The 25,920-nt window shown below is 54.0% G+C and carries 28 protein-coding genes and 1 riboswitch; of the genes, 2 read left to right on the forward strand and 26 right to left on the reverse strand.

The window, feature by feature from the left end; genetic code table 11:
* Positions 1–79 precede the first annotated feature (79 nt).
* The 3 genes from J2Z49_RS12565 to J2Z49_RS12575 are packed head-to-tail and all read right to left on the reverse strand — an operon-like array spanning position 80 to position 3,234.
* Positions 80–739, reverse strand: a complete 660-nt coding sequence (locus J2Z49_RS12565; RefSeq protein WP_307403294.1) for a DUF3786 domain-containing protein — start codon at positions 737–739, stop codon at positions 80–82.
* 21 nt (positions 740–760) lie between these two features.
* Positions 761–1,192 (reverse strand): hypothetical protein, encoded by a 432-nt coding sequence (locus tag J2Z49_RS12570; RefSeq protein ID WP_307403295.1) that lies wholly within the window; start codon positions 1,190–1,192, stop codon positions 761–763.
* A 35-nt stretch (positions 1,193–1,227) separates the two neighbouring features.
* Complete coding sequence (locus J2Z49_RS12575) at positions 1,228–3,234, reverse strand: transglycosylase domain-containing protein (RefSeq protein WP_307403296.1); 2,007 nt, start codon at positions 3,232–3,234, stop codon at positions 1,228–1,230.
* 177 nt (positions 3,235–3,411) lie between these two features.
* On the opposite strand from J2Z49_RS12575, the gene J2Z49_RS12580 reads away from it, so the two are divergent.
* The gene (locus J2Z49_RS12580) at positions 3,412–4,248 is read left to right on the forward strand and encodes an Asp23/Gls24 family envelope stress response protein (RefSeq protein WP_307403297.1); all 837 of its coding nucleotides are present in this window, start codon (positions 3,412–3,414) and stop codon (positions 4,246–4,248) included.
* Positions 4,249–4,262: 14 nt separating this feature from the next.
* On the opposite strand, the gene J2Z49_RS12585 is transcribed toward J2Z49_RS12580, so the two are convergent.
* The 16 genes from J2Z49_RS12585 to J2Z49_RS12660 form a co-directional block, all read right to left on the reverse strand.
* A complete protein-coding gene (locus J2Z49_RS12585; RefSeq protein WP_307403298.1) occupies positions 4,263–4,952 on the reverse strand; it encodes a cell wall hydrolase in 690 nt (229 codons plus the stop codon).
* Between the two features lie 93 nt (positions 4,953–5,045).
* On the reverse strand, positions 5,046–5,666 hold the full coding sequence (locus J2Z49_RS12590) for a precorrin-8X methylmutase (protein ID WP_307403299.1): 621 nt from the start codon (positions 5,664–5,666) through the stop codon (positions 5,046–5,048).
* The gene (locus J2Z49_RS12595; RefSeq protein ID WP_307403300.1) at positions 5,650–6,036 is read right to left on the reverse strand and encodes a sirohydrochlorin chelatase; all 387 of its coding nucleotides are present in this window, start codon (positions 6,034–6,036) and stop codon (positions 5,650–5,652) included. Before J2Z49_RS12595 ends, J2Z49_RS12590 begins: the two co-directional genes overlap by 17 nt.
* On the reverse strand, positions 6,033–6,806 hold the full coding sequence (gene cobK, locus J2Z49_RS12600) for a precorrin-6A reductase (protein ID WP_307403301.1): 774 nt from the start codon (positions 6,804–6,806) through the stop codon (positions 6,033–6,035). Before cobK ends, J2Z49_RS12595 begins: the two co-directional genes overlap by 4 nt.
* Positions 6,803–7,525, reverse strand: a complete 723-nt coding sequence (gene cobJ / locus J2Z49_RS12605) for a precorrin-3B C(17)-methyltransferase (protein WP_307403302.1) — start codon at positions 7,523–7,525, stop codon at positions 6,803–6,805. The genes cobK and cobJ overlap by 4 nt, the downstream gene beginning before the upstream one ends.
* Complete coding sequence (locus J2Z49_RS12610) at positions 7,498–8,580, reverse strand: cobalt-precorrin 5A hydrolase (protein WP_307403303.1); 1,083 nt, start codon at positions 8,578–8,580, stop codon at positions 7,498–7,500. Before J2Z49_RS12610 ends, cobJ begins: the two co-directional genes overlap by 28 nt.
* Positions 8,577–9,332 carry a precorrin-4 C(11)-methyltransferase gene (gene cobM, locus J2Z49_RS12615; RefSeq protein ID WP_307403304.1) on the reverse strand — a complete coding sequence of 252 codons (756 nt, stop codon included), beginning with the start codon at positions 9,330–9,332 and terminating at the stop codon, positions 8,577–8,579. The genes J2Z49_RS12610 and cobM overlap by 4 nt, the downstream gene beginning before the upstream one ends.
* Before the next feature lie 16 nt (positions 9,333–9,348).
* Positions 9,349–10,059 (reverse strand): precorrin-2 C(20)-methyltransferase, encoded by a 711-nt coding sequence (gene cobI, locus J2Z49_RS12620; RefSeq protein WP_307403305.1) that lies wholly within the window; start codon positions 10,057–10,059, stop codon positions 9,349–9,351.
* Positions 10,049–10,654, reverse strand: coding sequence for a precorrin-6Y C5,15-methyltransferase (decarboxylating) subunit CbiT (cbiT, locus tag J2Z49_RS12625; protein ID WP_307403306.1), 606 nt, complete (start codon positions 10,652–10,654; stop codon positions 10,049–10,051). The genes cobI and cbiT overlap by 11 nt, the downstream gene beginning before the upstream one ends.
* Positions 10,611–11,273 carry a precorrin-6y C5,15-methyltransferase (decarboxylating) subunit CbiE gene (gene cbiE / locus J2Z49_RS12630; RefSeq protein ID WP_307403307.1) on the reverse strand — a complete coding sequence of 221 codons (663 nt, stop codon included), beginning with the start codon at positions 11,271–11,273 and terminating at the stop codon, positions 10,611–10,613. The genes cbiT and cbiE overlap by 44 nt, the downstream gene beginning before the upstream one ends.
* Complete coding sequence (gene cbiD, locus J2Z49_RS12635; protein WP_307403308.1) at positions 11,255–12,358, reverse strand: cobalt-precorrin-5B (C(1))-methyltransferase CbiD; 1,104 nt, start codon at positions 12,356–12,358, stop codon at positions 11,255–11,257. Before cbiD ends, cbiE begins: the two co-directional genes overlap by 19 nt.
* A 128-nt stretch (positions 12,359–12,486) precedes the next feature.
* A riboswitch (cobalamin riboswitch) is annotated at positions 12,487–12,760 on the reverse strand.
* Positions 12,761–12,763: 3 nt separating this feature from the next.
* Positions 12,764–13,504, reverse strand: a complete 741-nt coding sequence (locus J2Z49_RS12640) for an ATP-binding protein (RefSeq protein WP_307403309.1) — start codon at positions 13,502–13,504, stop codon at positions 12,764–12,766.
* Between the two features lie 19 nt (positions 13,505–13,523).
* A complete protein-coding gene (locus J2Z49_RS12645; RefSeq protein WP_307403310.1) occupies positions 13,524–14,300 on the reverse strand; it encodes a DnaD domain-containing protein in 777 nt (258 codons plus the stop codon).
* 68 nt (positions 14,301–14,368) lie between these two features.
* The gene (locus tag J2Z49_RS12650; protein WP_307403311.1) at positions 14,369–15,220 is read right to left on the reverse strand and encodes a histidinol-phosphatase; all 852 of its coding nucleotides are present in this window, start codon (positions 15,218–15,220) and stop codon (positions 14,369–14,371) included.
* Positions 15,220–15,753: a cysteine hydrolase family protein gene (locus J2Z49_RS12655; protein WP_307403312.1), complete on the reverse strand. Its 534-nt coding sequence runs from the start codon at positions 15,751–15,753 to the stop codon at positions 15,220–15,222. The genes J2Z49_RS12650 and J2Z49_RS12655 overlap by 1 nt, the downstream gene beginning before the upstream one ends.
* Positions 15,754–15,857: 104 nt before the next feature.
* Complete coding sequence (locus J2Z49_RS12660; RefSeq protein WP_307403313.1) at positions 15,858–16,172, reverse strand: YbjQ family protein; 315 nt, start codon at positions 16,170–16,172, stop codon at positions 15,858–15,860.
* A 315-nt stretch (positions 16,173–16,487) separates the two neighbouring features.
* Here J2Z49_RS12660 and gap point away from each other — a divergent pair, with 315 nt between their 5' ends.
* Positions 16,488–17,495 (forward strand): type I glyceraldehyde-3-phosphate dehydrogenase, encoded by a 1,008-nt coding sequence (gene gap, locus J2Z49_RS12665; RefSeq protein ID WP_307403314.1) that lies wholly within the window; start codon positions 16,488–16,490, stop codon positions 17,493–17,495.
* 83 nt (positions 17,496–17,578) lie between these two features.
* Here the strand turns inward: gap and J2Z49_RS12670 are convergent, their stop codons facing one another.
* The 7 genes from J2Z49_RS12670 to J2Z49_RS12700 all read right to left on the reverse strand — a co-directional run bounded on the left by J2Z49_RS12670 (position 17,579) and on the right by J2Z49_RS12700 (position 25,918).
* Positions 17,579–18,502, reverse strand: coding sequence for a methylenetetrahydrofolate reductase (locus tag J2Z49_RS12670; protein ID WP_166342751.1), 924 nt, complete (start codon positions 18,500–18,502; stop codon positions 17,579–17,581).
* A complete protein-coding gene (locus tag J2Z49_RS12675) occupies positions 18,499–19,170 on the reverse strand; it encodes a methylenetetrahydrofolate reductase C-terminal domain-containing protein (RefSeq protein ID WP_307403315.1) in 672 nt (223 codons plus the stop codon). Before J2Z49_RS12675 ends, J2Z49_RS12670 begins: the two co-directional genes overlap by 4 nt.
* Positions 19,167–19,616, reverse strand: a complete 450-nt coding sequence (locus tag J2Z49_RS12680; protein ID WP_307403316.1) for a hydrogenase iron-sulfur subunit — start codon at positions 19,614–19,616, stop codon at positions 19,167–19,169. The genes J2Z49_RS12675 and J2Z49_RS12680 overlap by 4 nt, the downstream gene beginning before the upstream one ends.
* Positions 19,617–19,619: 3 nt before the next feature.
* The gene (locus J2Z49_RS12685) at positions 19,620–22,625 is read right to left on the reverse strand and encodes a CoB--CoM heterodisulfide reductase iron-sulfur subunit A family protein (RefSeq protein WP_307403317.1); all 3,006 of its coding nucleotides are present in this window, start codon (positions 22,623–22,625) and stop codon (positions 19,620–19,622) included.
* 96 nt (positions 22,626–22,721) lie between these two features.
* Positions 22,722–23,945: a (Fe-S)-binding protein gene (locus J2Z49_RS12690; protein ID WP_307403318.1), complete on the reverse strand. Its 1,224-nt coding sequence runs from the start codon at positions 23,943–23,945 to the stop codon at positions 22,722–22,724.
* A gap of 114 nt (positions 23,946–24,059) precedes the next feature.
* On the reverse strand, positions 24,060–24,899 hold the full coding sequence (locus tag J2Z49_RS12695) for an FAD/NAD(P)-binding protein (RefSeq protein WP_307403319.1): 840 nt from the start codon (positions 24,897–24,899) through the stop codon (positions 24,060–24,062).
* A complete protein-coding gene (locus J2Z49_RS12700) occupies positions 24,896–25,918 on the reverse strand; it encodes a 4Fe-4S dicluster domain-containing protein (protein WP_307403329.1) in 1,023 nt (340 codons plus the stop codon). Before J2Z49_RS12700 ends, J2Z49_RS12695 begins: the two co-directional genes overlap by 4 nt.
* Positions 25,919–25,920 lie beyond the last annotated feature (2 nt).

The raw sequence follows: 25,920 nt of genomic DNA on the forward strand, positions 1-25,920 counted from the left end.
TGACATTTTCTTAGCCCAGATGAATGAGATAAGTAATGTGTCTGAGTGACATTTTCATTGACGAATTTCACTGACAAAGTCACTGACGCTTGACAGGATTTTTCCCGAGCCAATCCACGGCCTGCCGTGCCGGCTGGATGAAGGCAATGAGCTTGTGGGCCAGTTCCACACCCAGTACCCAGAGGGCGGCGGTGGTTAAATGAGTGGGGGCTACGGCATCAAAAAGAATATTGGCCCGGGGCGGGAATTCCTCGTCGCCGGCCCAGATGGTGACGGCCAGAGGCAGTTTGGGCAGGGCCGGGATTTTAGCACCCGCATCTCCCATGTTCACGGGTTCGCCTCCCAGATGCCTGGTGGCCCGGTAAAAATCCTCCAGCCTGGTGCCAAAGGCTTCCGCCAGGGGGTTAAGGGCGTCAGTATGGAAGGGCGCGTTGTGGTGGGCGCCGTGGGGTAATTCCAGGAAGGACAACCAATGCCCCCGGGGCGGCAAACCGCTGGCCGAGCACAGGTATTGCAAAATCAGGGTGCGGTCGTTGTAGGGTACTACTCCGGGGGATCCCTGCCTTTGCACATTGCCGGTGAGATCAATTTCGTAAATCTGCCCAAAATATGGTAACAGGAAAATTTTTCTCTGGGCATCATAGGAGGCACCGGTGCGTAAAACCACGGCTTCCGGTTCGCTGGCCAGGGATACAAAGTTACGCATTGCTTCACTAAAGGCGTTAAGCTGATTAACCATTGTTCCACCTCGTCAGCGATTTTAACGGCCGGCCAGGTAAAGGACTATGGCCGTAATAATTACCACCAGGAAAAGAACCATGGAAAGCCCGCCGAAATTTGTCAGGGCCTTAAGCCGAATGCCTTCGTTTTCTGCCCTTTCCCGCAAACTTTTGTAGACCTGTAACCGGCCGATCACATCCATAACCAGACTGTCGGCCAGGTCCGGGTCACCTCCTTTGTCCAGGAGGCTTTGCACCGTGGTATCCATCCATTTCTGGCGTCCTCCTTCATCCAGGAGGGCGTACTTTTCCTTCAGGAAGAGTTTGAACTCCCTTTCCCTTGGTTTTAGTTGCTCAAAATAGGTGCGCCGTTCCAGGCGGGAGAGTTGCCGGATATTCTTCCCCAACAGGGCAACCTCTTGCTCGTTGAGACGGAAATGTTTACCTATGGCGGCGGCAAATTCCCGGGACAAGATTCCCACCCCTTGTGTTATGCGGCGTTATTGCCTCAATAATTCTCCTTCTCCATGCCAGGGTCGAGATCCTTTAAATTTTTCCATAATTCTTCCGGTAAGAAGTTCACGTCCTGTTGCAGCAGGTCCCGCAGTTTTAAACCCCAGGGGGTGATGCTGCCCCAGAAACTGGGGAGGATTGGTTCCGTGCCTTTCACAAAGGCTGCCTTAATCACCCGGGAACTGAAAGGGGTGGCCCGCAGCCCATCATTGGCGCAAATGTCGATAAAGACAATGTCTTCGGGTACGGGGAAATCGTCCTTAGGTTCATCCCGTAGAGCCGCGGCCATGAACCTGGCCCAGAGCGGGGCGGCCAGCTGACCTCCGGTGGCTCCCACCGCTCTCGATTTATCGTCGTAACCGATATACACGGCGGTTACCAGTTGCGGAGTATAACCGACAAACCAGGCATCCCGGAAATGGGCGGTGGTTCCGGTTTTCCCCGCCGCCGGCCGGTCCAGGAGGGCGCCGGCCGCTTCCGCCGTGCCTCCCGGTTGGAGCACCCCTTTCAGCATGTCGGTAACAATATAGGCCGTTTTAGGGTCAAGTACCTGTTGTAGTTGAGGGCTGTTTTCTTCCAGCACCCTGCCCTTTTGGTCCAGGATTTTGGTAATCAACAAAGGTCTGGCCAGTACACCTCCATTGGCTAGAGGGCCATATGCCCGGACCATTTCCAGCGGAGTCACCTCCGAGGTACCCAGGGCCAGAGAAAGGTAAGGCCTCAGGGGGCTCGCAATGCCCATACGCCGGGCGTATGCGACCAGGGTCTGCGGCTTCAGGCGGTTATTCAGTTCCACAGCCACCACATTATCCGATGTGTAGAGGGCCTCTTTGAGGGTAAAGGGCCGGTTATGATAGCCTCCGTTAAAATCCCGCGGCTGGTAAGGTGGTTGGCCCGGTATTTCGTAGCTAACCGGTTTGCACTCCAGGGTGGTGGCTGCCGTGTAGCCCCGGTCGATGGCGGCGGCATAAAGAAAAGGTTTAAAGGCCGAGCCCGGCTGACTTCTGGCCAGGGCCCGGTTAAACTGGGACCGGCTGAAGTCTTTGCCTCCAATCATGGCTTTGACATGGCCGGTTCGGGGATCATAGGCCACCAGGGCTCCTTCCAGTGCCGGATCCTGTTGCGCAAAGCCCTCCTGGAATGTTTTTTCTGCCGCTTCTTGCACATCTAAATCCAGTGTGGTGTATATATGCAGCCCGCCTGTATAAGCCAGGTCCGGTTGGTCGGGAAATTTTTCCTGCAAGTATTTCACTATTTCAGCTACAAAGTAAGCGGCGCGGGTTTGTTCGACCAGCCGGTTTCGGGGGTGCAGGGGCTTCTGCCTGGCTTCCATGGCCTCTTCAGGAGTAATTATGCCCAGTTCCACCATACGCTGGAGAACCAGTGATTGCCTTTCCCTGACGCCGTTCAGATTGGTTGCCGGGTTATACAGGCTGGGTGCCCGAACAATTCCAGCCAGCATGGCACTCTCACCCAGATCCAGTTCCCGGGCCGACTTATCAAAATATGTGCGGGCGGCCATTTCAATGCCGTAGGCCCCCTGGCCAAAATAAATCTGGTTCAGATACATCTGCAGTATTTCCTGTTTACTATAACGCCTTTCCATCTGGATGGTTAACCACAATTCCTTTATTTTGCGCCTGGCGGTCCGTTCCGGCCCAAGGAACATGTTTTTGGCCAGTTGCTGGGTAATGGTACTTCCCCCCTCCACTATTTTCCCCGCCCGAATATTATGATATAGAGCGCGCAAAAGGCCTACCGGGTCAATACCGTGGTGCTGGTAAAAGCGGGCATCTTCAATAGCCACTATGGCCTGCTGCATGTAAGGGGAGATGTCTTTTAAGGGTACCGGTATACGCCTTTGGGGAGAAAGGGTGGCAATCAGCCGCCCCTGGGCATCGAATACTTTCGAAGGAGTGGGTAATTCATGCGGCAGGGCCAGGCTTGTACATCCGGTGACCAGGCCCGCTAGAATGAGGAGCAGCAAAAGCATTCTTTTCATTACTAAAAGGCACTCCCAGGGAAGGCCCCATGGCCTTTTGTTTTTTAAAAATGGAGATACTTCCGGTTGGTATAGTATTTTATCCCATTTCAACTGCTGCTAATTTGACTCTGAAAAAAAGGAAAGTGGTCTATGCACGTAGAAATGTCCTTTTCACGTTATCTTGGAGGGAACAACGTGGAAGTTTACGCCCTGGTAGGTCCCAGCGGCACCGGGAAGAGTTTCCGGGCCATTGCTACCGCTCATGAATGTGGCGCAGAATTGATCATTGACGACGGTCTTTTGATTAAAGGCAATCGAATCCTGGGGGGTATATCGGCAAAACGACAGTCAACCCGTATTGGAGCCATTAAGACCGCCCTTTTCATGGACGAAGAGCACGCCCGGCAGGCCCGGGCAGTGCTGGAAAAGGTAAAACCGTCCCGGGTTCTAATTCTGGGCACTTCGGTTGGGATGGTGGAAAAAATTGCCGCCAGGTTGGGCCTGCCACCGGTTTCCCGGATCATTTCCATTGAGGAAATAGCTTCTCCCCGGGAAATCCGTCAGGCCCTGACCATGCGCGCCCGGTACAGTAAACATGTCATTCCCGCTCCCACGGTGGAGGTCAAAAAAAGATTTCCAGATATATTTACCGATTCCTTAAGGATTTTTCTGGGTCGTAAAGGTCCGCAGGGTAAGCGTAGCTGGCTGGAACAATCGGTGGTGCGCCCCACCTTTACCTATTATGGTAAACTAACCATCACCACCAGCGCTCTGGTGGCTATTGTATCCCGGGCGGCAGAAGAAGTGCCGGGAGTAAAAAGTGCCGGGCGGGTGACCGTACAGAGGGATGTGGACGGGGTAGTTATCGAGGTGCATCCGGTCTTATACTACGGTTGCATATTAAACCAGGTGGGCCGGGAAATCCAGGTAGCGGTGAAAAGGCGGGTGGAGGAAATGACCGGCTTGGTGGTCAAGTCCGTAAACATCCTGGTGCGGGAGTTGTCTTTCCCCCGGGGGAAAGAGCCGGTCTAACGGCCGGCTCTTTTTTAGGCTTTGGTGGCGAACACATGGTTGCCGATGCGGGTGACCACCGGCAGGGTGCGGATCCAGCGGTCTGTGGCAATACGGGGGTTATAGAAGAACAAAGCTCCGTTGCTCGGATCCCGCCCCGCCAGAGCCTCCAGAGCAGCATTAATGGCCGTTTCGTCCGGTTCCAGGTAGATGGAGCCGTCCTCCACCGGGGAAAACTGAAAGACGTTTTGATCTTTCTGAAAGATTACTTCCCGGATGGTTTTGGGAAAGCCCGGACTGGCTACCCGGTTGAGGATTACTGCCCCCACGGCCACTTGACCGGTGAAGCTTTCCCCCCGGGCTTCGGCGTGGATCAGCCTGGCCAGGAGCATCAACTCCTCCCGGGAAATACCTCCGCGGGAAAGTACTGCCGGGACGTTGTCACTGACCCGGTCCGGTACCAGCAATACATCGCCTGGCCTGATGATGGTGTCCTTTAGTTTATTCGTATCCATCAGTTTAGCCAGAGGTACATCGTAAATTCTGGCTATATCGTACAGGGTATCTCCTGGCCTGACGGTATAGCAAAGCATATATTTGTAGTGGGTCAGGTCGCTGCCACTACTCCAGGATGTGCTGGCTTCTACCTGTTTTCCGGCCGCAACCCAGGTTAACACAAGAAAAAAGGTAACCACGCCAGCATATCTGGTTAGTTTACTGCCCATTGTGTCCTCCTTTCCGGCCACCTACTATTTTAAGCAGGCCGGGGAGGAATTATACACGGGCATCATCTTTTGACTTTTGAAAGTTTCAAAAGCTTAAGCCATGATTAACAGGGCATTGATCACTGCCGCAGCAATGGTGCTGCCCCCTCTGGTGCCGGTCATAGTGATGTAAGGAATATCCAAAGATATCAATTCTTCTTTGGATTCAGCCGCGCCCACGAAGCCGACGGGTGTTCCCACTACAAGGGCCGGTTTGGCCTGTCCGGTAGAGATCAACCGGCACAGGGTGAAAAGCGCCGTAGGAGCGTTGCCAATGGCAATGATACCTCCTTCTATTTTTTGGGCGCCCAGTTCCATGGCTACCATGGCCCGGGTAGTTCCCCTGGCCCGGGCGCGGGTAACCACCTCCGGATGGTTAATCAAACAATCTACTGCCACCCCTAGGGCTGCCAGGCGATCTTTAATCAAGCCGCTGCGAACCATGTTGACATCGGTGAGGATGGGTTTTCCCGCCCTGAGGGCACTTAAACCACTTTCCACAGCCCGGGGGTGAAAACGCATGAGTTGGGCGCAGGAAAGATCGCCGGTGGTGTGCACCACCCGCTTGACAATAGCCTTTTCCCCTGCTGGCAGCCTGGCCAGGTCGGGCAAATGATCCTCGATAATGCGCATACTCTGCTCCTCAATGGCCCTGGGGTTAGTAATTAATTGCATGCTGGTCACTTACCTCCCGGATCCGTTCTATGATTATTTCGGCCAGTTTGCGGTGGGCGCCGATATTGCCGGTCATAACAATATCCATGTGGGGATAACGGGCCTTCTCTCTGGCCAGAATTTCCGGTATGTCCTCTTTCATATGCACCCCCTGCGACAGGAACAGGGGTACAACCACAACTCTTTTCATTCCCCTGGCCGCCATGGTAGCCAGAGCTGCCGGTAAGTCCGGTTGGTTGAATTGCAGGGAGGCTTCCTCCACCAGATCATAGGAGCTTTCCTGGGCTACCAGCTCCTTTAAAAGATGCAGGGTAGCCTGGGCTTCCGGGAGGCGACTGCCGTGGACCAAAAGAATGATACCCGTCTTCATGCCTCATGAACATCCTTTCTTTTACGGATTTTCTCCAGGAGTTCTTCCCGAGTGGTTATTGCCCCGTCCTGCTCCCGGGGCCGGTTAATCACCACCACCGGCAGGGCCAGTTCCAGTGCCGCCGCTATCTTGGTATCTGTACCCCCCACGACCCCGCTGTTTTTGGTGACTACCACCTCGGCCCCATATTGTTTGAACAGGGCACGATTCAGTTCCAGGCTAAAGGGGCCCTGCATGGCTACAATATCGGCGGGGCTCAGTCCCAGCCGGCGGCAGCGCTGGATTACCGCAGGTTCGGGGAGTACCCGTACCACCAGGCGGCATCCATGCCGGCGGGCGGCAGTTAAAAAGATATCCAGGGTTTTGCTGCCCGTGGTAAGAAAAATTACTTTTCCCAAACGCGTGGCTTGTTGAGCTGCTTCCTCATAACCGGCGGTACAATGGATCAAGGGGTGCCGGGGCAAATTGGTTTCCCCCCGCTGGTAGCGCAGGTAAGGGATTTGTGTTTGGGCACAGGCCTGGCGGGCAATTTCAGAGACCCGCTGGGCGTAGGGGTGGGTGGCATCAACTAAAAGCTCAATGCGGCGTTTTTTGATCAGGGCAACCATTTCGTCCAGGGCCAGGGGGCCGGTAATGATCTCGGCGCCGTGCCGGGCCAGCAGCTCTCCGCCGTACGGCGTGGCTGCCGAGGCCAGCACAGTGTAACCGCTGGCTACCAGGTCCTGTACAATCAGGCGTCCGTCGGCGGTGCCGCTTAAGACCAGAATCATAAGGCATATCCCCTGGGTGTAACCAGAAAGTTGCCCATCCTTTGGGTCTGGTTGTTGCCAATGATCACAATGCTAAACATATCAAGGGGGTGGTCGAGCATATGTTCCAGATCCGTAATTACCACCTCTTCCCCGTCCCGGTAAGCTTTGCGAACAATCCCCACCGGTGTGCTGGCCTTTTTATGCTGGAGCAAGAGTTCTCTGGCCCGGCGGATTTGGGATGTTCTTTTGTGGCTGGCCGGGTTGTACAAAACCACCACAAAGTCCCCCTGGGCGGCCAGGGCCAGCCTTTTTTCAATTACTTCCCAGGGGGTCAGGAGGTCGCTTAAACTCATCACCACAAAGTCGTGCATCAATGGTGCGCCCAGAAGAGCTGCTGCAGCGGTAGCGGAGGTGATGCCGGGGATGATCTCAACCTCGACCTGGTCAAGCAGGTTTTCCCGGTGCAAGATTTCTAAAGCCAGTCCGGCCATACCGTAAACCCCAGGATCTCCGCTGGATACCAGGGCTACCTTCTGCCCTCCCCTGGCCCGCTGAATGGCCGCGCGGCAGCGCTCAACTTCCCGGGTCATACCCGTACTGATGATTTCTTTCCCTTCCACTATAGGGGCAATGAGTTCAATATAGGTTTTGTACCCGGCAATTACGTCGGCTTCCTGCAGGGCCTTCAATGCCCTTGGACTTAAATGTTCTATACTTCCCGGTCCCGTTCCCACCACCCATAGCTTTCCTCGGCTAAGGCTACCGTCACGCCCTCCCATGTGGTTTTGGGGAGAATCAGTTTGGCCTGGGGGGTAGCTGCCAGCAGGGCAACCGGTTCGCATACACCACCAACTCCTATTTTTCCCTGGACAAAGGATGAATGATGAAGGTTGGGTTTTTGAGCAAAAATGGAACGAATTTGTTCTCTCGTAAAACTGAACAGGGGGATACCCATCTCCCGGGCAACCAACTGCAAACCCCGTTCCTGTACCCGCAAGTCCACCGTCGCCAGTGCCCGCAGGCTGGCGGGGCTGCGCCGGGCAAGATCCAGGGCATGCAAAAGAGCTCGTCTGACCCTTTCCGGGGCTATTTCCTTGCGGCAGCCTATGCCGGCTACCAGGTTTCGTGGCCTCAGGAAAAGGGTCTTTTCATGGGGCAACAACATCACGCGGTTGGTGATTACCACCAGCCACCCTTGCGGCCGGGTGGCGGGCAAGTCTTCCCACGGGATTAACCGCAGGCTCGGGGTTTGGGTGAGAGGGAGGGGCCGTTCGCTGCAAAGGGTGACCATCTCACCGTTTACCAGGGCGGCATTCACCTGTTTTACGGCGGTGAATGGTTCCATGGTTAAGTTATATTTGCGGGCCAGGACGTCCACCGCGGGCAGGCCGTGTACATCGGTGGCGGTGGTGATCACCGGCACTGCCTGGAGAGCCCCGGCCAGATGTTGGGCCAGCTCATTGGCTCCTCCCAGATGACCGCTTAGAGTGCTGATTACGAACTGTCCCCTTTCATCCATGACCACTACAGCCGGATCGGAGCGCTTATCCCTGATCAGGGGAGCAAGCAATCTCACCACAATGCCCAGAGCCATGATAAAGACCAGTCCTTGGCACCGGTAGAATTCCTTCGCCACCACCCGGGACACCGGACCGGTAAAGGGTTCCCCCTCCCCCGGGAAACGGGCGGGCCTGAACATACGCACCTGGTGCCCCGCTTGCTGTAAATGCCGGGATACCTTTGCCGCCTGGTCGATACCGTTTTTGGTAATGGCGAATACGGCAATGTTCATGTCCTGCTACTCCGGTAACCATGGCAGAATTGGGGGTCATAGAGCTGCGACAACTGGTAGGGGGAGTTGAAAACATCTCCCACCAGCACCAGGGCGGTGCGGGTGATGCCTGCTTCCTTGACTTGATCAGCGATATCGGCCAGCGTACCCCGCAACAACCGTTCCTCGGGCCAGGAGGCTTTTTCCACTACCAGCGCCGGGGTTTGGGGGGTATAACCTCCGGCAAGCAGTTCTTCAACCACCTGATCCATCTGGTGTACGGAAAGAAAGATGCACATGGTGCTTTTGTGGCGGGCCAGTTCCTTTAGTTTTTCCCGCTCGGGTACCGGGGTGCGCCCTTCCAGCCGGGTAAGGATCACGGTCTGGGTTACCCCCGGCAGGGTCAGTTCGTGGGGGATGGCGGCCGCAGCAGCTAGAAAGGAGCTCACTCCCGGCACAACCTTAAAAGGTATGCCCAGGGCTGCTAGGGCATCCATTTGCTCCTGGATGGCCCCGTACAAAGCGGGGTCACCGGTATGTACCCGGGCTACAGTTAATTGCTCCTGGTGTGCCCGGCGCATCACGGCCAGCACCTCATCCCGGGTCATGGTGGCGCTGTTGTATATCTCTACTCCGGGGCGGCAATATTCCAGTATTTTCGGATTTACCAGGGAGCCGGCATAAATGACTACATCGGCCTCCTGCAGCAACTTTGCTCCCTTAACGGTAATCAATTCGGGATCTCCCGGTCCGGCACCAATAAAGTAAATCACTTTTGCGTCCCCCTTGTTAACGGCCTCCCTTGTGGATGACCAGGATCGACATGTAATCAAGCTTCTTGCCGGCCAGATCGGTGACCTTCCGGCTTACCATTTGATCGGGGTAACCGCAGCGGCTCACCAGGGCGGCTCGTTCGGTTAAACCCTTATCCCGTAAGAGTTCCAACACCCGATCGAAATAACGGTTTACCTTCATGAGTACCACGTTGTCAAAGTTGTCCAACACCTCTTCCAGGCGCTTTAGGTTATAGGCCGCTGGTATTACGGCTAGGTTCTCTTCCCCTGTGGCCAGTGGTTCTTCCAGCGCGGCCGCACAGGCGCTCATGGCGGTGATCCCCGGAATGGTTTCCACGGGCAGGTCGGGATAATTTTTTTGCAGGTAAGCCCGTACGTAGCCATAGGTACTGTAAAACATCGGGTCACCGATGGTGACAAAGGCTACCTTCTGCCCCTCCCGTACCAGCTGGGCCACCATTTCACCGGCCATGGCCCAGTGCTCTTCGAGTATTTGGCGATCCCGGGACATGGGAAAGGATAACTCCATGGTTGTAAACTGGCGCTTGATAACCTTGTTGATGATAGACAGGGCCAGGCTTTCCCGGTCGGAGGCCGATTTGGGTACACACACTACATCCACTTCTTGTAAAACACGGTAGGCCTTCAGGGTGAGCAGCTCCGGATCCCCGGGACCAACGCCGATGCCGTAAAACTTACCCAACACCCTCACCCCCCTCCTTTTGGGCAGTGATGATCCACACAGGGTTTAAAGCATGCATCAGATGATAATGGCCCCGGGATACCGTGCGGGTTACGGAAACCTGCACCACCTCTTTTTCCCAGGGAGGGCCTAGCAAAGTGAGGGCCCGGGTTAGTGTTTCCAGGGTCAGGGCGTTGATGACCAGTCTTGCCCCCGGAGCAAGCCTTTCCGCCAGCAACTGGACTATCTCCCCTAACTGGCCGCCCGAGCCGCCGATAAATACCCGGTGGGGGGGCGGGAGCTGGAGCAGTGCCTCAGGGGCACGGCCTTCCACCACCTGGATGTTCTTCTGGGCAAAGCGACGCATGTTTTCCCGGATCAGCTCCAGTGCCGCGGGCTTTTGCTCTACGGCATAAACGATGCCGTCACCGATTAGCCGGGCTGCTTCGATGGCAATGGAGCCGGTGCCACTGCCAATATCCCACACCACCTGGCCCGGTCCCAGCCGGGCCTTGGCCAGGGTGACGGCGCGAATTTCTTCCTTGGTCATGGGGATACTCCCCCGGATAAACAGGTCATCGGGAATCCCCGGAGTCACATAGGGCCAAGCTTTTTTCATCAATGATCACCATAACGCAATTATTTTGCCCGGAAAAGTCCCGGCGGGCCAGTTCACCGGGTGTGGTTTCCAGGATTTCCTCCTCTGGATAACCCAGGTTACAACAACAAAAAACTTTTCGATCAGCTATTTCCGCCTTCACGAGCAGGCTGGCGATGTGGTTGGGTGGAGCTCCCGGGCCGGTGAGGAGGGCTATCTTCCCCTGGTAGCGCACCAGATTAACCAGGTCCTCGACGGGCCTTCCGTGAGCACTCAAGATCAGCGCATCATGCCAGGGCATGGCCAGGCGGGCAAAGGCCAGTTGCACCGAACTGATTCCGGGGATGACCTCCAATTCCTCCGGGGTGAAATATTGGCGCAGGTAATTCAAAATTCCATACAGTCCAGGATCACCTGAAGCTAAAACGGCTACCTTTTCCTCCCGGTGTGAGCGGATGAAATCCACCATGGCCGCAAGATTATTTTTAATTACAAAAGTTTTCTGTTCCTCCCGGGCCAGATAGGACAGGTGGCGCTGGCCGCCTACCAGTACCCGGGCGCTGGCCAAAGCTCTTTGAGCGGCAGGGGTGAGATAATCCAGGTTGCCCGGTCCTACGCCAATTACCTTAATTCGCGGCATCCCAGCGCCCTCCCGATTTCCCGTGCCTGACGGTCCCAACCGAGGATTTTGCCATCCAGGGTCAAAAAGACTGTTCCCACCTTTAAACGGTGGTGGACGTACTCCATGGCCCGCTGGCTGGCCCGGCAGGCCAGTTGGTGGTAAACAGACAGGAAATTGTGTTCCGTCAGCAACTCTACCACACTTTCAATGGTGCTGGCTTCCATAATGCGTGCGATGAGGCCCCTGTCTGCACCCATCAGGGCGGCGTGACTGGCCAGGGTTTCCCGCCGGGCGTCGGCAACCCGGCTGTGGGTATGAAAAATGCCGGCAGCCACCTTTAAAAGCTTTCCGTGGTGCCCCCAGAGCAAAACGCCGGAAAAGCCTTTTTCCACACAGTTTTCCAGCATAAAACCTACGAAATTGCTCATTTCCACCACAGCTTCGGCCGGGAATCCGTATCTATCCACCGCTGTCTGGATTCCCAATCGTCCCGGGGTAAGAACCACCTGATCAAAGCCTGCTGCCCTGGCCATATCCAGAAGGGGCAGCAGGGAATCCTTAAACGCTTCCTCGGACATGGGCCGGACTATGCCTGTGGTTCCCAGTATGGATATCCCCCCCACAATTCCCAGACGGGGGTTCAGGGTGCGCCTGGCTACCAATTCCCCCCCGGGTACGCTGATCATTAGTTCCACTCCCCATCCGGGAGGGAGAACGCCGGCCACAGCCTCCTTAATCATTTGCCGGGGAACGGGGTTAATGGCCGGTTCGCCTACGGCCACCGCCAGCCCCGGTTTGGTTACCCGCCCTACTCCAGGCCCCCCGTACAGGCGAATTCCCTCTGGGGCGGGGCGGGCTTCGACCACAACGGGCAGACCATGAGTAACGTCGGGATCATCCCCTCCGTCTTTAATCACCACTGCCCTGGTACCGCCAGGTATTGCCTCTACCTGGTGAATGGGCACCGTTAAGGGCTGGCCCATGGGGTTGACCAAAGTAACCTGATCAGGTTTTATACCGTGAAAAAGCAACTCCGTGGCAGCCCGGGCAGCCGCAGCGGCACAGGCTCCTGTCGTAATCCCGTTTCGTAAAGGCTTAGCCACCTTGTTTCCCCCTGAAAAAAACACGCCCGGCAAAAGTAGGGGCGTGTGGAGAGTCTTTACGCCTGCTATCTTTCGCGCGAAGATAGAAAGGCCTGCCACTGGCTTTTTGCCCTTTGGTAAAGGACATGTTCCAGTGAAAGGGGCAGGCAGGTCTCCTGGCTTCCGGATCTTTGGATGCCCGCGCCTTCCCGGTCCAGCACTCACCAGTGACATCGTTAAACCGTGTCGTTATGAACAAGCGTCCCATTGGATGTAGCAGCTCATCAGTGAGTGCTAGGCCAGTGGCACCTTGCGGGTTCCTCCCCGGTTACAGTGGCGGGACCGCGCCGGCTTAAGCAGGTCCACCTGCTCCCCGGTCTTCCCTATTATCCCCCGTTGGGGACCTGCCCCGCACATATTTAGTTTTTAACCTTCCCGGAGCCTTTCCCTGCGCTGGACCATGCGAATGTCATCTTCAACCGGTAACCGGTAAGGCCAGCACATCTGGCAAATGCGGGAAGTGGTTCTTTCTCCCAAATACTCGCCTAAATCTTCCAGGCTGATGTTGGTGGTAATGATTACGGGGAGACGATGGTTGACGCGGTAATTTAAGATCGAATAAAGTTTATTTTTGGTCCATTCGGTATAATTATGGGCTCCCAGATCGTCTAAAAACAAAAGGGGCACTTCCCTTGCCGCATCCAGGAGATCCTTTTCCGAATAATCTGCACCCTGGCGGTTCTGGTCATAAGTTGAACGCAGGCGATCTAGCAAGTCCGGTACAACCACAAACAATAACAGCACTTCGGTTTCCAACAGGGCGTTGGCTATGCAGGCGGCCAGGAATGTTTTTCCACTGCCCACGGGGCCGGTAATCAACAGACCATCGATATGCCGGTCGTTCTTAAAATTACGAACGAAGTCTTGCGCCGCCTGAAAGGTGCGCCGGGCCGATTCGTAATAAGTGATTTTGCGTTCCGGATCTACCCGCAATCGCGAATAATACTTAAAGTTAAATTTGTCAAAGGTGTGGTTACGTAAACCTTCCGGTAACCCTGCTTCTTTAAAACGGTTAACCAGGGCCCTCTGCTTGTTACACGGGCAGGGAACGGCCACGTTGTTTTTGATCACCACACCCCGATCCTCACATACAGGACAGGCCTTCACTGGCCGGCATCCTTTCTAATTAACTGAGGTATAGCGTTTTCAAAAGTGCTTTCTTCCGTTCATCCACCTTTGAGGGGGGCTGTTTACCTGAACGCCGTTTCTTAAATTGTGCGTCATAGGCGTTTATTTCCTCAACGGTACGCAGGTTGTTCTTCTTCCATTCCAGAATAATACTATCAATATACTTGAAATTATGCTTGCCCATCAGGACGGCCCGGCGTAAAGCTTCCAAGACCAGCGTGGGATCCAGTTCCTCGGTCCACTGGCGGATCTGTTCGACCTCCATGGGGGAAACAGGCCGACCGAATTCCTGTTCAAAGGCCCGGATGAGCAGGGCAAATTCTTGCGCCTTTGTCTCTAAAGGCCTTTTTTCCAGCAGGCTGCGGGTACGTTCAATTTCCTTGACCCTGATGCTGGCCCAGATCTCCGAGAGCTTTTCTAACAGCGGTTCAAAGTCATATCCACTGAGGATCTGATCTTTACTTTCGTCATAATACTGCGTTACGGCCAGCACTTCCTTTTCTATTAACCTGTTCAGGTTTTGTTGCACCCGGGTTACATCCTGGGCCGTGCATGCCGCCAGGGTGGAGGCGGAAGGAAACAGGTTCTTTTCCTCTACCTGCAACCGGAGAAGCTGAATGAGAAGAATCATTTCTTCGTCGTTTATATCAAGGTGACGGTACAACCGGAGTAAAAGATTCGGGATGGCGGTAGTGCCCTGGAGCAACAGGTCGGCACCAAAGGCAGCGGTAATGTTTCCCTCCCTGTATCTTTTCACCGTTCTGCCATTCATCATGCTCTTCCTCCCCCGCTTAGTGAATATTTTATGGTAAGGGAGGAAGTTTGTCCAGGCAAAAAAAACCGTTAGAGGGGGCAAGGTTGACGAGAAATAAATGTATACACCGCGAGCCCCATTTCTTCTAACATTAATACCGCCTGGTCTGTATACGCTCCCAGATCAGAAAGCCGGTGGGCATCGGAGCCCACGGTGAATATTTTAACGCCACATTCCCGGGCCTGTAAGAGGATTTCCCGGCTGGGATGAAATTCGGTCAGTCCCCGCCGCAGGCTGGAGGTATTTACTTCCAGACCCATATTTCGCCGTGCCATTTCCTTAAGAATCGGTTCGACCATTCCTTTATGGGCATTTCCCAGGGTTGTACCCAGGAGGCGTTCTCCGTGGCGTCGATAAAGATCCAGGTGACCGATACAGTCAAAGAGGTTGCTTTCCACGGCTTCCTTTAAGACTTGAAAATATTCACCGCACGCCTCTTCCGCAGTATGGGAGGAGAAGTAGATCCGGCTTTCCTCCCAGGATGATATGGATTGGTGTTCAAGGCAATGGATGGAACCCAGTACATAATCAAAGGGATAATTATTTAAGATTTTTTCAATGGTTTTCTCACAGCCCCGTTCATAGCCAACTTCTAGACCAGCTTTTATTTTCAGTTTCCGGTTATGCAGTTGGCTACGGGCTTCCTCGATGTCCTGGAAATAATGATCAAGCCAGCCTAAATCCTCCATGGGGTGAAGCTTTCCTTTCACCCGCACGAACCAGTCCAACCGGCGCCGTACCGGGTCCACTTCCAGGTGGGGGGTGAAACAAATCTCCCTCAACCCCAGTTTAAGGGCCTGCTGGCAGTACTCCAGGATGCTATAATCTTCGGCGTCTATGGAATAGCCGGGGTGGATATGGTAGTCCAGAAGGAGTTTCATTAAATGATCTCCGCTCCCAGAACCGTTTCCATTTGTTTTAGCGCCCACCGGTGAGCTTCCTCATCGAAGCTGGCCACCCCTTTGGTATATACCACTGTCCGGTAATCCCGGTTGCGCAGTTCTTCCACCGTATACAGGACGCAGATATTGGTACAAACCCCCACGACGTGGACTACAGCCGGATTGAGATCTTCCAGGATTTTGTTTAAATTAGTACGGAAAAAGCCGCTGAAACGGGTTTTAGGCACCTTGATGGCAAAGGGGTATTCCTCCACCATTGAAGCAAGCTCATCGATGAGCCCTGCTCCCGGGGTGCCGTAAACGCAGTGGACGGGGAAACGGGAGAATTCCGGATCTTCGGGGTCATGGGCATCCATGACAAAGATTACCGGCTCCTTTTGGGCCATAAATTCTTTTACCTTTTCCGCTACAAAGGGTACAATCCCCCTGCCTTTTTCGCCACAGTTCAGGGCGCCGTCTGTGTCGATGAAATCCTTGAGCATGTCTATGACTATTAAAACGTTGCGGGACATAGGATCACTCCTTTTTTCAAAAGACCATAGCGATCATTCTTTTTAGCCAACCCGCAAAACTAATAATATTTTAGCACATCTTACTGAACACCGGGGTAACTTTTTTAAGCAACTTGGACGGCTGTGCCACTGGCGGTGACCATGAGCATGCCTTCCCGGATTACTTCATAATCGAGGTCAATACCGACCACCGCGTTGGCCCCTAAACGGCGGGCCTGGGTGGCCATTTCCTCCAGGGCAATCTGGCGGGCCTGGGAGAGTTTGGCCTCATAAGCGCCGGAACGCCCGCCCACAATATCGGTAATGGCAGCAAACAAATCCCGCACTATGTTGGCACCCATGATTGCCTCTCCAGTTACGATGCCCAGGTAAGCTAAAATTTTTTTCCCTTCCACGTTTGGAGTGGTTGTTAAAATCATATGGCAGACCTCCTCATTAAAGAGCATACAAATAAAGCAACGCCCGTGTCAAATTGATTTTTTTATACATTAATATTCTCTGTAAGATACTCTTTATCCTTTCTCCAACTGGAAAGTGCACGCCATATATCAATTTTAAGGAAAATTGACGGGTAATTCTGGATTCTGGACTAACTATTGCCCTTAAAGGGCTGATTATGTTATTTTAATTTTTGCCAGGGCCTGTTATTGCGGCCAGGTGTGTTTTTTACAGCATGCAATCTTGTGGAACTGGAAAAAATAGAACGTGTACATCCTGAAAAAGGAGTGATCAAAGTGACGGTAAGATTGGGTATTAACGGTTTTGGGCGTATCGGGCGTAATGTTTTCCGGGCTGCTCTGAACCATCCGGAGCTGGAAGTCGTAGCGGTTAATGACCTTACCGACGCCGGTACACTGGCCCATTTGCTTAAATACGATTCCGTGCATGGGATCTGCCGGGGCGAGGTAGAAGCAGTTGGCGACAGTTTTATGGTTAATGGTAAGAAAGTAAAAGTGCTGGCGGAGAAGGATCCCGGTAAACTGCCCTGGGGAGAACTGGGGGTGGATATTGTGGTGGAATCCACCGGTCGTTTTACCGCCCGGGAAGATGCCGCCAAACACCTGGAAGGTGGAGCGAAAAAGGTGTTGATCAGCGCTCCCGCCAAAAATGAAGATATTACCATTGTCATGGGTGTAAACGAGGATAAATATGATCCCGCCCAGCATCATGTGATTTCTTGTGCTTCCTGCACCACCAACTGCCTGGCTCCCGTAGTCAAGGTACTGCACAAGCGGTTTGGTATTGTCCGCGGTTTGATGACCACCGTTCATTCCTATACCAACGACCAGCAGATCCTGGATTTGCCCCATAAGGACCTGCGTCGTGCCCGGGCAGCGGCCCTGTCCATCATTCCTACCACCACTGGTGCCGCCAAAGCAGTAGCGCTGGTTTTACCCGAATTGAAGGGCAAGCTTAACGGCATGGCCATGCGTGTGCCAACGCCCAACGTTTCCGTGGTGGATCTGGTGGCCGAGCTGGCCCGGCCTGCGAGCAAGGAAGAAATCAATGCCGTCTTAAAGGAAGCAGCCCAGGGCGAACTTAAAGGAATCATGGACTATTGCGAAGTGCCCCTGGTTTCCCGGGATTTCAATGGCAACCCCCATTCGTCAATTGTGGACGCCCTCTCTACCATGGTCATTGATGGTGTTCTGGTTAAAGTGGTGGCCTGGTATGATAACGAGTGGGGCTATTCCAACCGGGTGGTTGATATTGCTCTCTATTTATCCCGGCAGGGTTTGTAAGTTAGTATTTTCCCCTGGAACGACAGGCTTTTCCGGTGAAACAATAAAAACCCCCGCTCATTACGCGGGGGTTCAGTTTTCACTTATTCCACTTTGGGCCGCGGAAAAAGACCGGACCGTTCCACGATTTCCGGCACCACTTCTTCCCAGGCAATGGCCATGATGTGTACGCCGTGTACGCCGGGAATGTTGCGAATATGCTTGATTTGCTCGATGCAGATCTCAATTCCTTCTCGCTTGGGATCCTCCGCTTTTTTCAGCCTTTCCACGATATCATCGGGTACAATCATACCCGAGACGCTGGTTTGCAGGTATTTTGCTGCCCGCCAGCTTTTCAGTGGGGTGACCCCGGCAAGGATGTGTACCCGTTCGTGAATGCCCCTCTCCCGGACCATTTCCATGAAGCGCTCAAAACGCTCCATATCAAAAATACATTGGGTCTGGATAAATTCCGCCCCGGCCTCCACTTTTTTCTCCAGCCGGGCCACCCGGAACTCAAAGGGATCCGCAAAGGGGTTGGCCACCGCTCCTATGAAGAAGCGGGGTTCATGTTCTTTGATGGGTTCGCCGGAGAAGAACAGCTTTTCATCCCGCATGCGGCGCATCAAATAGATTAGTTGTATGGAGTCAATATCGTAGACGTTTTTAGCCGAGGGCTCGTTACCAAACTTCTGATGGTCGCCCGACAGGCAGAGCAGGTTCCGGACCCCCAGGCTGTAGGCACCTAGCAGATCGCTTTGGATGGCAATGCGGTTTCTGTCCCGGCAGGTCATTTGCACAATTGGTTCCAGGCCGCAATCAAGGATATGCACGGCAGAAGCAATGCTGGAGAGCCGTACGATAGCCGTCTGGCAATCGGTAATATTGGTTGCATCCACGTAGTCCTTCAACATGTGGGCATGGTGGCGGATACCATGGGCGGAGGCATGCTTGGGCGGCCCGATTTCCGCAGTCACCGCAAAGTGGCCGCTGTCAAGGAGCTTCTGCAGTTTGCTTTCTGTTTTCACCCGATCATCACATCCTCCCTGATGGCTTTACGCGGCCCTCCGTCACGGGACTTGGACCAATCCTTGGGCGGCTGAATTTCAAGCAATTTATCCAGCTTGCCCAGAGCTTTCATGCGGTCGTAGATCAGTTGCCAGGCACAGTCCACATCCTTGCTGATCTCGCACTTGCCGTACTGGGAACCGCCACAGGGACCGTTTAAAATGCTCTTGGAGCAGCGGATAATGGGGCAGATACCGCCGGTGCGGTGGAGGATGCAGTCGCCGCAAAGACCGCATCTCTCTTCCCACACGCCGTGGGCCGTGGAACCACCCACAAACATGGTGTTCTGGGCAGGTACCACCCACTTGTCATGAAACCGCTCGGCGATGTACTGTACGCCCACTCCACAGGCAAGGGAAACTACGGCATCGACGTTTTTAACCAGATTCTCCAGGGCCTCAATGTATTCCGGGTCGCACTGCCTGGTGGCGGTATAGGTAACTGTTTCCAGGGGGTTGCCCTGTAACCGGCGCATGATGCGCAGGGATGAAGCTAAAACTTCGGTTTCTTTCTCGCCTCCCGACAGGCAGACGGTAACACAACCGGCACAGCCAACCAGGAGGACCTTTTTGCAGTCAGCAATCATTGCGGCAATATCTTTAATTGGCTTTTGTTGTGCTATGATCATGCCACGTCACCTTCTTTCTCCGTAGTCCCAGCACTTTGTTTATTAAGGGGATTGGGGCCCAGGCGGCGGATACGTTCGGTCATCTCGTTGGCTATTTCCGCAAAACGGGGTCCCATGGCCGCCGAAAGGTTGTACATTTCCAGGCGTTCGCCACCCACTCCAATTTCATCGAGCAGTTTTTTAACCGCATTTACCCGTTTCCTGGCGCGATAGTTTCCTTTTTGGAAGTGACAGTCGCCTTCCATGCAGCCGGCAACAAACACGCCGTCGGCACCATCTTCAAAGGCCTGCAGGAGCACCCGGTGATCGATAGTGCCTGAGCAGGGCATTTCGACAATGCGAATGTTTGGAGAATACTGGAGCCTCATCGAACCTGCCAGGTCCGCTGCGGAGTAGGCTCAGTAGTGGCAGCAAAATGCTACGATTTTAGGCTCAAATTCCCCCACTGGTTACACCTCCCTGAATAAAGCTTTGCTCATGGACATTTGCATATGGTCTTTATAACCCTGGAGGGTGATGGCCTTGTTGGGACATTCTCCGGCGCAGGTGCCGCAGCCCTGGCAAAGTAGTGGTTCAATTTCAGCAGCGTAATTTCTAATTTTAGGCGCATTGTAGGGACAGAGCCTGACACATGTGAGGCAGGCGGCACATTTATCTTGCTGCACCACTGCTACCACACCGTGGGATTCCAGATGATCCTTGCTGAGAATGGTAGATGCCCTGCCCGCTGCCGCTTTGGCCTGGGCAATGTTTTCCTCCAGGTTTTTCGGTCCATGGGCCAAACCGGCCATGAAAATACCCTCGGAAGTGAAGTCCACCGGCCGTAACTTCATGTGGGCTTCCAGGAAGAAGCCGTCTTCGTTCAAAGGCACCTTAAAGAGGTGGCCTAGTTGGCGGTTGCTTTCAGGAGCCACGATGGCCGCCGCCAGTCCGATTACATCGGCCTCAATGACTACCGGTACACCCAGGACGTGGTCGGTTACGGTAACCTTTAGCGAGCCGTCTTCCTTTTCAACCAGCGGCTTGTTTTCAGGATTGTAACGGATGAATAACACGCCCTTGCGGCGGGCTTCCTGATAATAGTCCTCCAGGAAACCATAGGTACGAATGTCCCGGTAGAGCACGAATACGTTGGTTGAGGGATTCTTTTCTTTGAGTTTTAAGGCAAGCTTGACGGACTTGCCGCAGCATACCCGGCTGCAGTAGGGGCGCTCAGGTTCCCGGGAGCCGACGCACTGGATGAGCACAAATGTCTTGGCGTTCTCAATGCGCGGGTCTCCCGCTGCCAGGGCTTCTTCCAGCTCCAACTGGGTAAATACCCGGTCACTTTCGCCATAAAGATATTCCGTGGGTTTATATTCCTCACCGCCTGTGGCGATAACAGCCACGCCATGCTGCAGTTCCTTGCCGTTTGTCAGGGTAGTGACAAAATTACCCACATAACCGGCCACGGCTTGAACTTCTGTGCCTGCGTGAACCTCAATATTGGGGTGGGACATTACTTTGGCCACAAGATCATTTAGGAAGGGCTGTACTTCCTCACCCTTTAACCCGTGCCTGATGCGCCGGGCCATTCCGCCCAGTTGCTGCTCCTTTTCCACCAGGTGTACCCGGTAACCTAAATCGGCCAGTGAAAGGGCGCTGGTCATGCCCGATACGCCGCCGCCAATGACCAGGGCGGCTTTGGTTACACCGGCTGCGATTTGGGGGATCGGTTCCAGCAGGGCAGCTTTAGCCACCACCATTTTTACCAGGTCCCTGGCTTTTTCCGTGGCCTTTACCGGTTCATGCATGTGTACCCAGGAGCACTGGTCGCGGATATTGGCCATTTCAAACAGTGCCCGGTTTAATCCGGCTTCCCGGACAGTTTCCTGGAAGAGGGGTTTGTGGGTTCGCGGACTGCACGAGGCAACCACCACCCTGTTCAGGCCGTATTCTTCAATGATTTGTTTCATGGCCGCCTGGCTATCCTGGGAGCACGCGTAGAGATATTCGCCGGCATAAACCACGTTGGGCAAATTCCTGGCCATTTCCACCACTTCGGGCACATTGACCACACTGCCAATGTTCACACCGCAGTGACAGACAAACACGCCAATACGCGGTGGCTGGCCACTGACGTCTTTCTCCGGCGGGAATTCCTTTTCCTTCACCAAGGTACCCCGGGCTTCCGCCAGGAGGCTGGCCGAAGCGCCGGCGGCAGCACTGGCCTGCATGACCGTTTCAGGGATGTCTTTGGGTGCGCTGAAAGCGCCGGCTACGAAAATGCCCGGTTTATTTGTCCCTACACCGGTAAAGGAAGCGGGCTCCACAAATCCGTACTTGTTCAGTGTAAGTCCCAGCTTCCGGCACAGTTCCATAATACCCGGGGAGGGTTCAAGGCCAACGGACAGAACGACCAGATCAAACTCTTCTTCACTGATAGCACCATCTTCATTAGCATAGCGGATGCGTAGATTTTTACTTTCGTCTTCCACTTCCGAAATTTCATAAACCCGTGAACGGATAAACCTGACTCCTTGTTCGTCCTTGGCCCGGTTGTAATACTTCTCAAAACCCTTGCCGTAGGTGCGCATGTCCATGTAAAAAATGGTGGTCTCCAGGGGCTCTTTGCTATGTTCCTTAGCAATAACCGCTTCCTTGATGGCATACATGCAGCACACCGAGGAGCAATAACCGTGGTCTATCCGGCAGTTGCGGGAACCCACGCACTGAATCCAGGCAATGCGCCGGGGTTCTTTTTTATCGTAGGGTCTGACCAGATGTCCCTGGAAGGGACCGGAAGCGCTTAGAATGCGTTCGAATTCCAAACTGGTCAAAACATTGGGATATTTACCGTAACCATAATAGGTTAGTTGGGAGGGGTCAAACTTCTGAAATCCCGGGCAGAGAACCACCGCCCCCACATTCAGCTCAATGGTTTCCTCTTCCATGGAATGGTCGATGGCGCCGGCCTGGCAGGCTTCCTCGCAGGCACCGCACTCAATGCAGTTTTCCTTATCTATGACATAGGCGTTGGGAAAAGCCTGGGCGTAGGGTTTATAAATGGCCTTGCGCTCCCCGATCCCCTGGTCGAACTCCGAAGGGACATCAATGGGGCAGGCCTCGGCGCATTCGCCACATCCCTTACATTTATCCACACCGACGTAGCGGGGGCGTTGACGGATGATTACGGTAAAATTCCCCGGCTCGCCCTGCACGTCCACCACATCGGCGCAGGTGTAGGTTTTGATATTCAAGTGACGGCCGCATTCCACCAGTTTGGGGGAAAGGATGCACATGGAACAGTCGTTGGTGGGAAAGGTCTTATCCAGCATGGGCATGGTGCCGCCAATGGCCGGAGAACTTTCCACCAGGTAGACCAAGTAGCCCGATTCGGCAAGATCCAGGGAGGCCTGGATGCCGGCGATACCCGCTCCCACCACCAGTACCGACCCTACTTTGTTAGCGCTCATTAAACATCACATCCGTCCTTTCGAAGATGAAGGTGGTAATACCCACCCCTGCAGGCCGTTCCAGGGGTTAACTTTGCCGGGAGCAGAAGTGGGTGTCTAAGCTTTGGTTTTTTTCTCGGGTAGAATCAGGGCTCTTTCAACAATGCTGCAGATATGTTCCATTTTCATGCCCAGCTTGTAATGCTTGTTGAGGTCGTTGAACTGGTCCATGCAGTTGTGGCAGGGAATGGCCACAATTTTAGCCCCGGTGGCCAGAAGCTGGTCCACTTTGCGCTTGCCTTTGATTAAGCGCTGTTCGGTATATTCAGGCATGGCCAGGGCACCACCACCTGCACCGCAGCAGTAATTCCACCGGCCGTTGGGAAACATTTCCCGGAAATCCATTACTGCAGCCCTTAAGACCCGGCGCTGCGGTTCTACTACCCCTTCCTTGCGCACCAGGTTGCAGGGATCATGGAGAGTGACCGGTTCGGGGTTCTTGGTGGGGTCCAGCTTAATCCGACCTTGCTGGATCCATTCGTCCAAGACCTCCAGGATGCTGCGGATGGGGAACTGCGGTCCTTTCCAGAAAGTGCGGTAACCCCAGCGTACAGAACGGAACGCGTGGCCGCATTCAGTAACAACCAATTCCTTGGCCTTTAGCCGTACCACTTCCTGAAGCATTGATTCGGTGATTTTCCAGAAATCGTCGTCCTTACCACTGAAAAGAGCCAGGTTGGTAGCATCCCACTTTTGGGAACTCAGGGTGTAATTGGCCCCGGCGGTATAGAAAATCTTCAGGATGTTTTGCAATTCGTTGGGGTAATACTTTACCTCCCGGGCGTTAAAGCCAAAAAGGAAGTCGGCTCCCTCCACATCAATAGGAATGCGGTAATCGGGATCATCCAGCTCAGCCTGCAGTTCTTCCTGAAGCCACTCCAGTGTTTCCATGTATTCGTCAGGCTGTACATCCATCTGGTTGCCGGACCTGATGGTGTCGTCAACCACCTTTTGGAGGAAACCGGGTGAATCGGTGCGGAAGTTGCCGCGAATGGCCCTGGTAACGGCGGCAATATTTACACACATGGGACACTCCACGGTGCACCGTTCACACATGGTGCAGTACCAGATAAAGGGGTCTTTTAAAAGTTCTTCCCGCATGCCCAGGATAACTTTGCGCAGCATTTTGCGGGGATCGTTATCCGGGTGCAGGTCGGAGAAGACACAGCCGGCGGTACACATACCGCAGGCCAGACAGCTGGCAAAGTCTAAACTTTTCATCTTTTCCGCTAACTCATCCCGAAAAGTGGGATCCAGTTCTGCAGCCACGATGGCATTCATTTGGTAATCCTCCCCACTGGGCTTTTTGATTTTGACCATCCCACAGACGCAACCCTGCGGCCTTGCGCCGGTCTTACCTGTGGGCCGGCGCAAGCCGGGGGTTGTTTTTTCTTTCTAGTATTCGTTAGGTAACTGGTTAAGTTGTGCCCGGGTGAAGACCGGACCGTCTTTACAGACGTATTTATTACCCACGTTGCATCGACCGCACATGCCGATGCCGCACTTCATACGGTTTTCCAGGGACATGATGATCCGCTCTGGCGGAAAGCCCAATTCCTCCAGCACCGGCATGGTGAACTTAATCATCACCGGTGGGCCGCAAATTACCGCGTACGCATTTTCCGCGCTGGGAGCTACTTCTTTGGTTACTGCCGGTACAAAACCCACCCGGCCGCTCCATCCCTCTACCGGGCGGTCAATGGTGCAGACCAGATTAATGTCCGAACGCTTTTCCCATTCGGCCAGCTCGTCCTTGTAGAGCAAGAGGCCAGGATTGCGGGCGCCATAAATTACCGTCAGTTCTCCGTAGTCTCCCCTGTGGTCGGGATGGAGAATGTAGGTAATCAGCGATCTTAATGTGGTGAAGGCAAAGCCACCGCCGATGACTACCAAGTTTTTGCCCTTAAACTCCTCTATTGGATAGCTGTTGCCCAGCGGTCCCCGCACGCCCAAGATGGTGCCTTCAGGGAGCTGGTGGAGGGCTGTGGTCACTACGCCTACTTTGGCCACCGAGAACTTCAGGTACCCGGGTTCTGTGGGCGAAGAGGCAATGCCGAAGGGAGCCTCCCCTACACCGAATACGGCTACCTCAGCAAATTGTCCAGGTAAATATTGGAATGACTTCTCGTCACCTTCATTTAGGAACTCCAGGGTAAAGGTATGAATAAGCTTATCCTCGGTTTCTACAAAGTTTTTAACCAGCCGCATGGGAAGTGGAAGATAGGGGTTTTTCATTGCTTATCAGACCTCACTTCCGAACCCTGGATCTCCGCTAACACTTCCCGGATGTCCAGATTAACAGGGCAGTTTATAATGCACCTGCCGCAGCCCACACAAGCTATGGCGTTGAAATTGTCCACGAAGTACTTGAATTTATGCATGACCCGTTGCCGGAACCGTTCCTTACCCGTCGGGCGGGGGTTATGACCGGAACCGTGGAGGGTAAAGAGTGGGAACATGCAGGCGTCCCAATTGCGTATCCGGCAGCCTTCGTTTCCCGCAGCTTCGTCTACGATGTCAAAGCAGTGACACGTGGGACACGTGTAAGTGCAGGCGGCACACCCCAGGCACTTCTCATGGATCATGTCCCAGATGGGGTCGTAAAAGTTAACATCTAGCTTGGACTTTAACCCTTCCAAATTAACTTGGGAAGAGAGGGACGCCCCTTCTTTCACCACCCGGGCAGCTTCCTGTGCTTCCTGGTCGGCAGCGGGCAACTCCATTCCAGAAAGCAATTCTCGACCCCGCTCCGTTAGCACCTCCACCACGTATCGGTCACCGATGTCCACCAGCAGGAGGTCCAAGCCTTCGGTGGCAAAAGGACCTCCGCCCAGGGAAGTGCAAAAGCAGGTGGCTGCCGGTTGATTACACCCCAAGCCCACCAGTACGGTGTTGTTTCTTCTGGTCAGGTAGTAAGGATCCTGGTATTTGTCACTGCTAAAGACGCTGTCCAACAGGAGAAGACTTTTAGCGTCGCAGGGCCTTAAGCCGACGATAATTTTTTTGCTTTCATCAATTTGCTCTGTTAATTGCACGCCATCGTTTTCACAGCGATAGTAGAAGAGTTTTTCCGAGCGTGGAAAGAGAACCTCTTTGGGGGGGACCTTGGAGTTAGTATAATACAAGATTACCTGGTCACCGGAGTTAATTTGCTTGAAGCAGAAATAGTCACCCTCTTTTACCGGGACAAATACCTGATAAGCCTGCATTAACTTATTTAACCAGTTGATCAACTGGTCCTTATTTAAAAGCAACA

The organism is Desulfofundulus luciae, assembly GCF_030813795.1.
Classification (GTDB): domain Bacteria; phylum Bacillota; class Desulfotomaculia; order Desulfotomaculales; family Desulfovirgulaceae; genus Desulfofundulus; species Desulfofundulus luciae.

Excerpts from the sequence above, each read along its gene's own strand:
- J2Z49_RS12565 (WP_307403294.1), bottom strand. The coding sequence starts at position 739 with ATGGTTAATCAGCTTAACGCCTTTAGTGAAGCAATGCGTAACTTTGTA.
- J2Z49_RS12645 (WP_307403310.1), bottom strand. The coding sequence starts at position 14,300 with ATGATGAATGGCAGAACGGTGAAAAGATACAGGGAGGGAAACATTACC.
- J2Z49_RS12655 (WP_307403312.1), bottom strand. The coding sequence starts at position 15,753 with ATGTCCCGCAACGTTTTAATAGTCATAGACATGCTCAAGGATTTCATC.
- J2Z49_RS12590 (WP_307403299.1), bottom strand. The coding sequence starts at position 5,666 with ATGCAATTAATTACTAACCCCAGGGCCATTGAGGAGCAGAGTATGCGC.
- J2Z49_RS12610 (WP_307403303.1), bottom strand. The coding sequence starts at position 8,580 with ATGAACATTGCCGTATTCGCCATTACCAAAAACGGTATCGACCAGGCG.
- cbiT (WP_307403306.1), bottom strand. The coding sequence starts at position 10,654 with ATGAAAAAAGCTTGGCCCTATGTGACTCCGGGGATTCCCGATGACCTG.
- J2Z49_RS12695 (WP_307403319.1), bottom strand. The coding sequence starts at position 24,899 with ATGAAAAACCCCTATCTTCCACTTCCCATGCGGCTGGTTAAAAACTTT.
- J2Z49_RS12595 (WP_307403300.1), bottom strand. The coding sequence starts at position 6,036 with ATGAAGACGGGTATCATTCTTTTGGTCCACGGCAGTCGCCTCCCGGAA.
- J2Z49_RS12660 (WP_307403313.1), bottom strand. The coding sequence starts at position 16,172 with ATGATTTTAACAACCACTCCAAACGTGGAAGGGAAAAAAATTTTAGCT.
- cbiE (WP_307403307.1), bottom strand. The coding sequence starts at position 11,273 with ATGCCGCGAATTAAGGTAATTGGCGTAGGACCGGGCAACCTGGATTAT.
- cobK (WP_307403301.1), bottom strand. The coding sequence starts at position 6,806 with ATGATTCTGGTCTTAAGCGGCACCGCCGACGGACGCCTGATTGTACAG.
- J2Z49_RS12690 (WP_307403318.1), bottom strand. The coding sequence starts at position 23,945 with ATGAATGCCATCGTGGCTGCAGAACTGGATCCCACTTTTCGGGATGAG.
- J2Z49_RS12575 (WP_307403296.1), bottom strand. The coding sequence starts at position 3,234 with ATGAAAAGAATGCTTTTGCTGCTCCTCATTCTAGCGGGCCTGGTCACC.
- J2Z49_RS12685 (WP_307403317.1), bottom strand. The coding sequence starts at position 22,625 with ATGAGCGCTAACAAAGTAGGGTCGGTACTGGTGGTGGGAGCGGGTATC.
- J2Z49_RS12675 (WP_307403315.1), bottom strand. The coding sequence starts at position 19,170 with ATGATCATAGCACAACAAAAGCCAATTAAAGATATTGCCGCAATGATT.
- J2Z49_RS12650 (WP_307403311.1), bottom strand. The coding sequence starts at position 15,220 with ATGAAACTCCTTCTGGACTACCATATCCACCCCGGCTATTCCATAGAC.
- J2Z49_RS12585 (WP_307403298.1), bottom strand. The coding sequence starts at position 4,952 with ATGGGCAGTAAACTAACCAGATATGCTGGCGTGGTTACCTTTTTTCTT.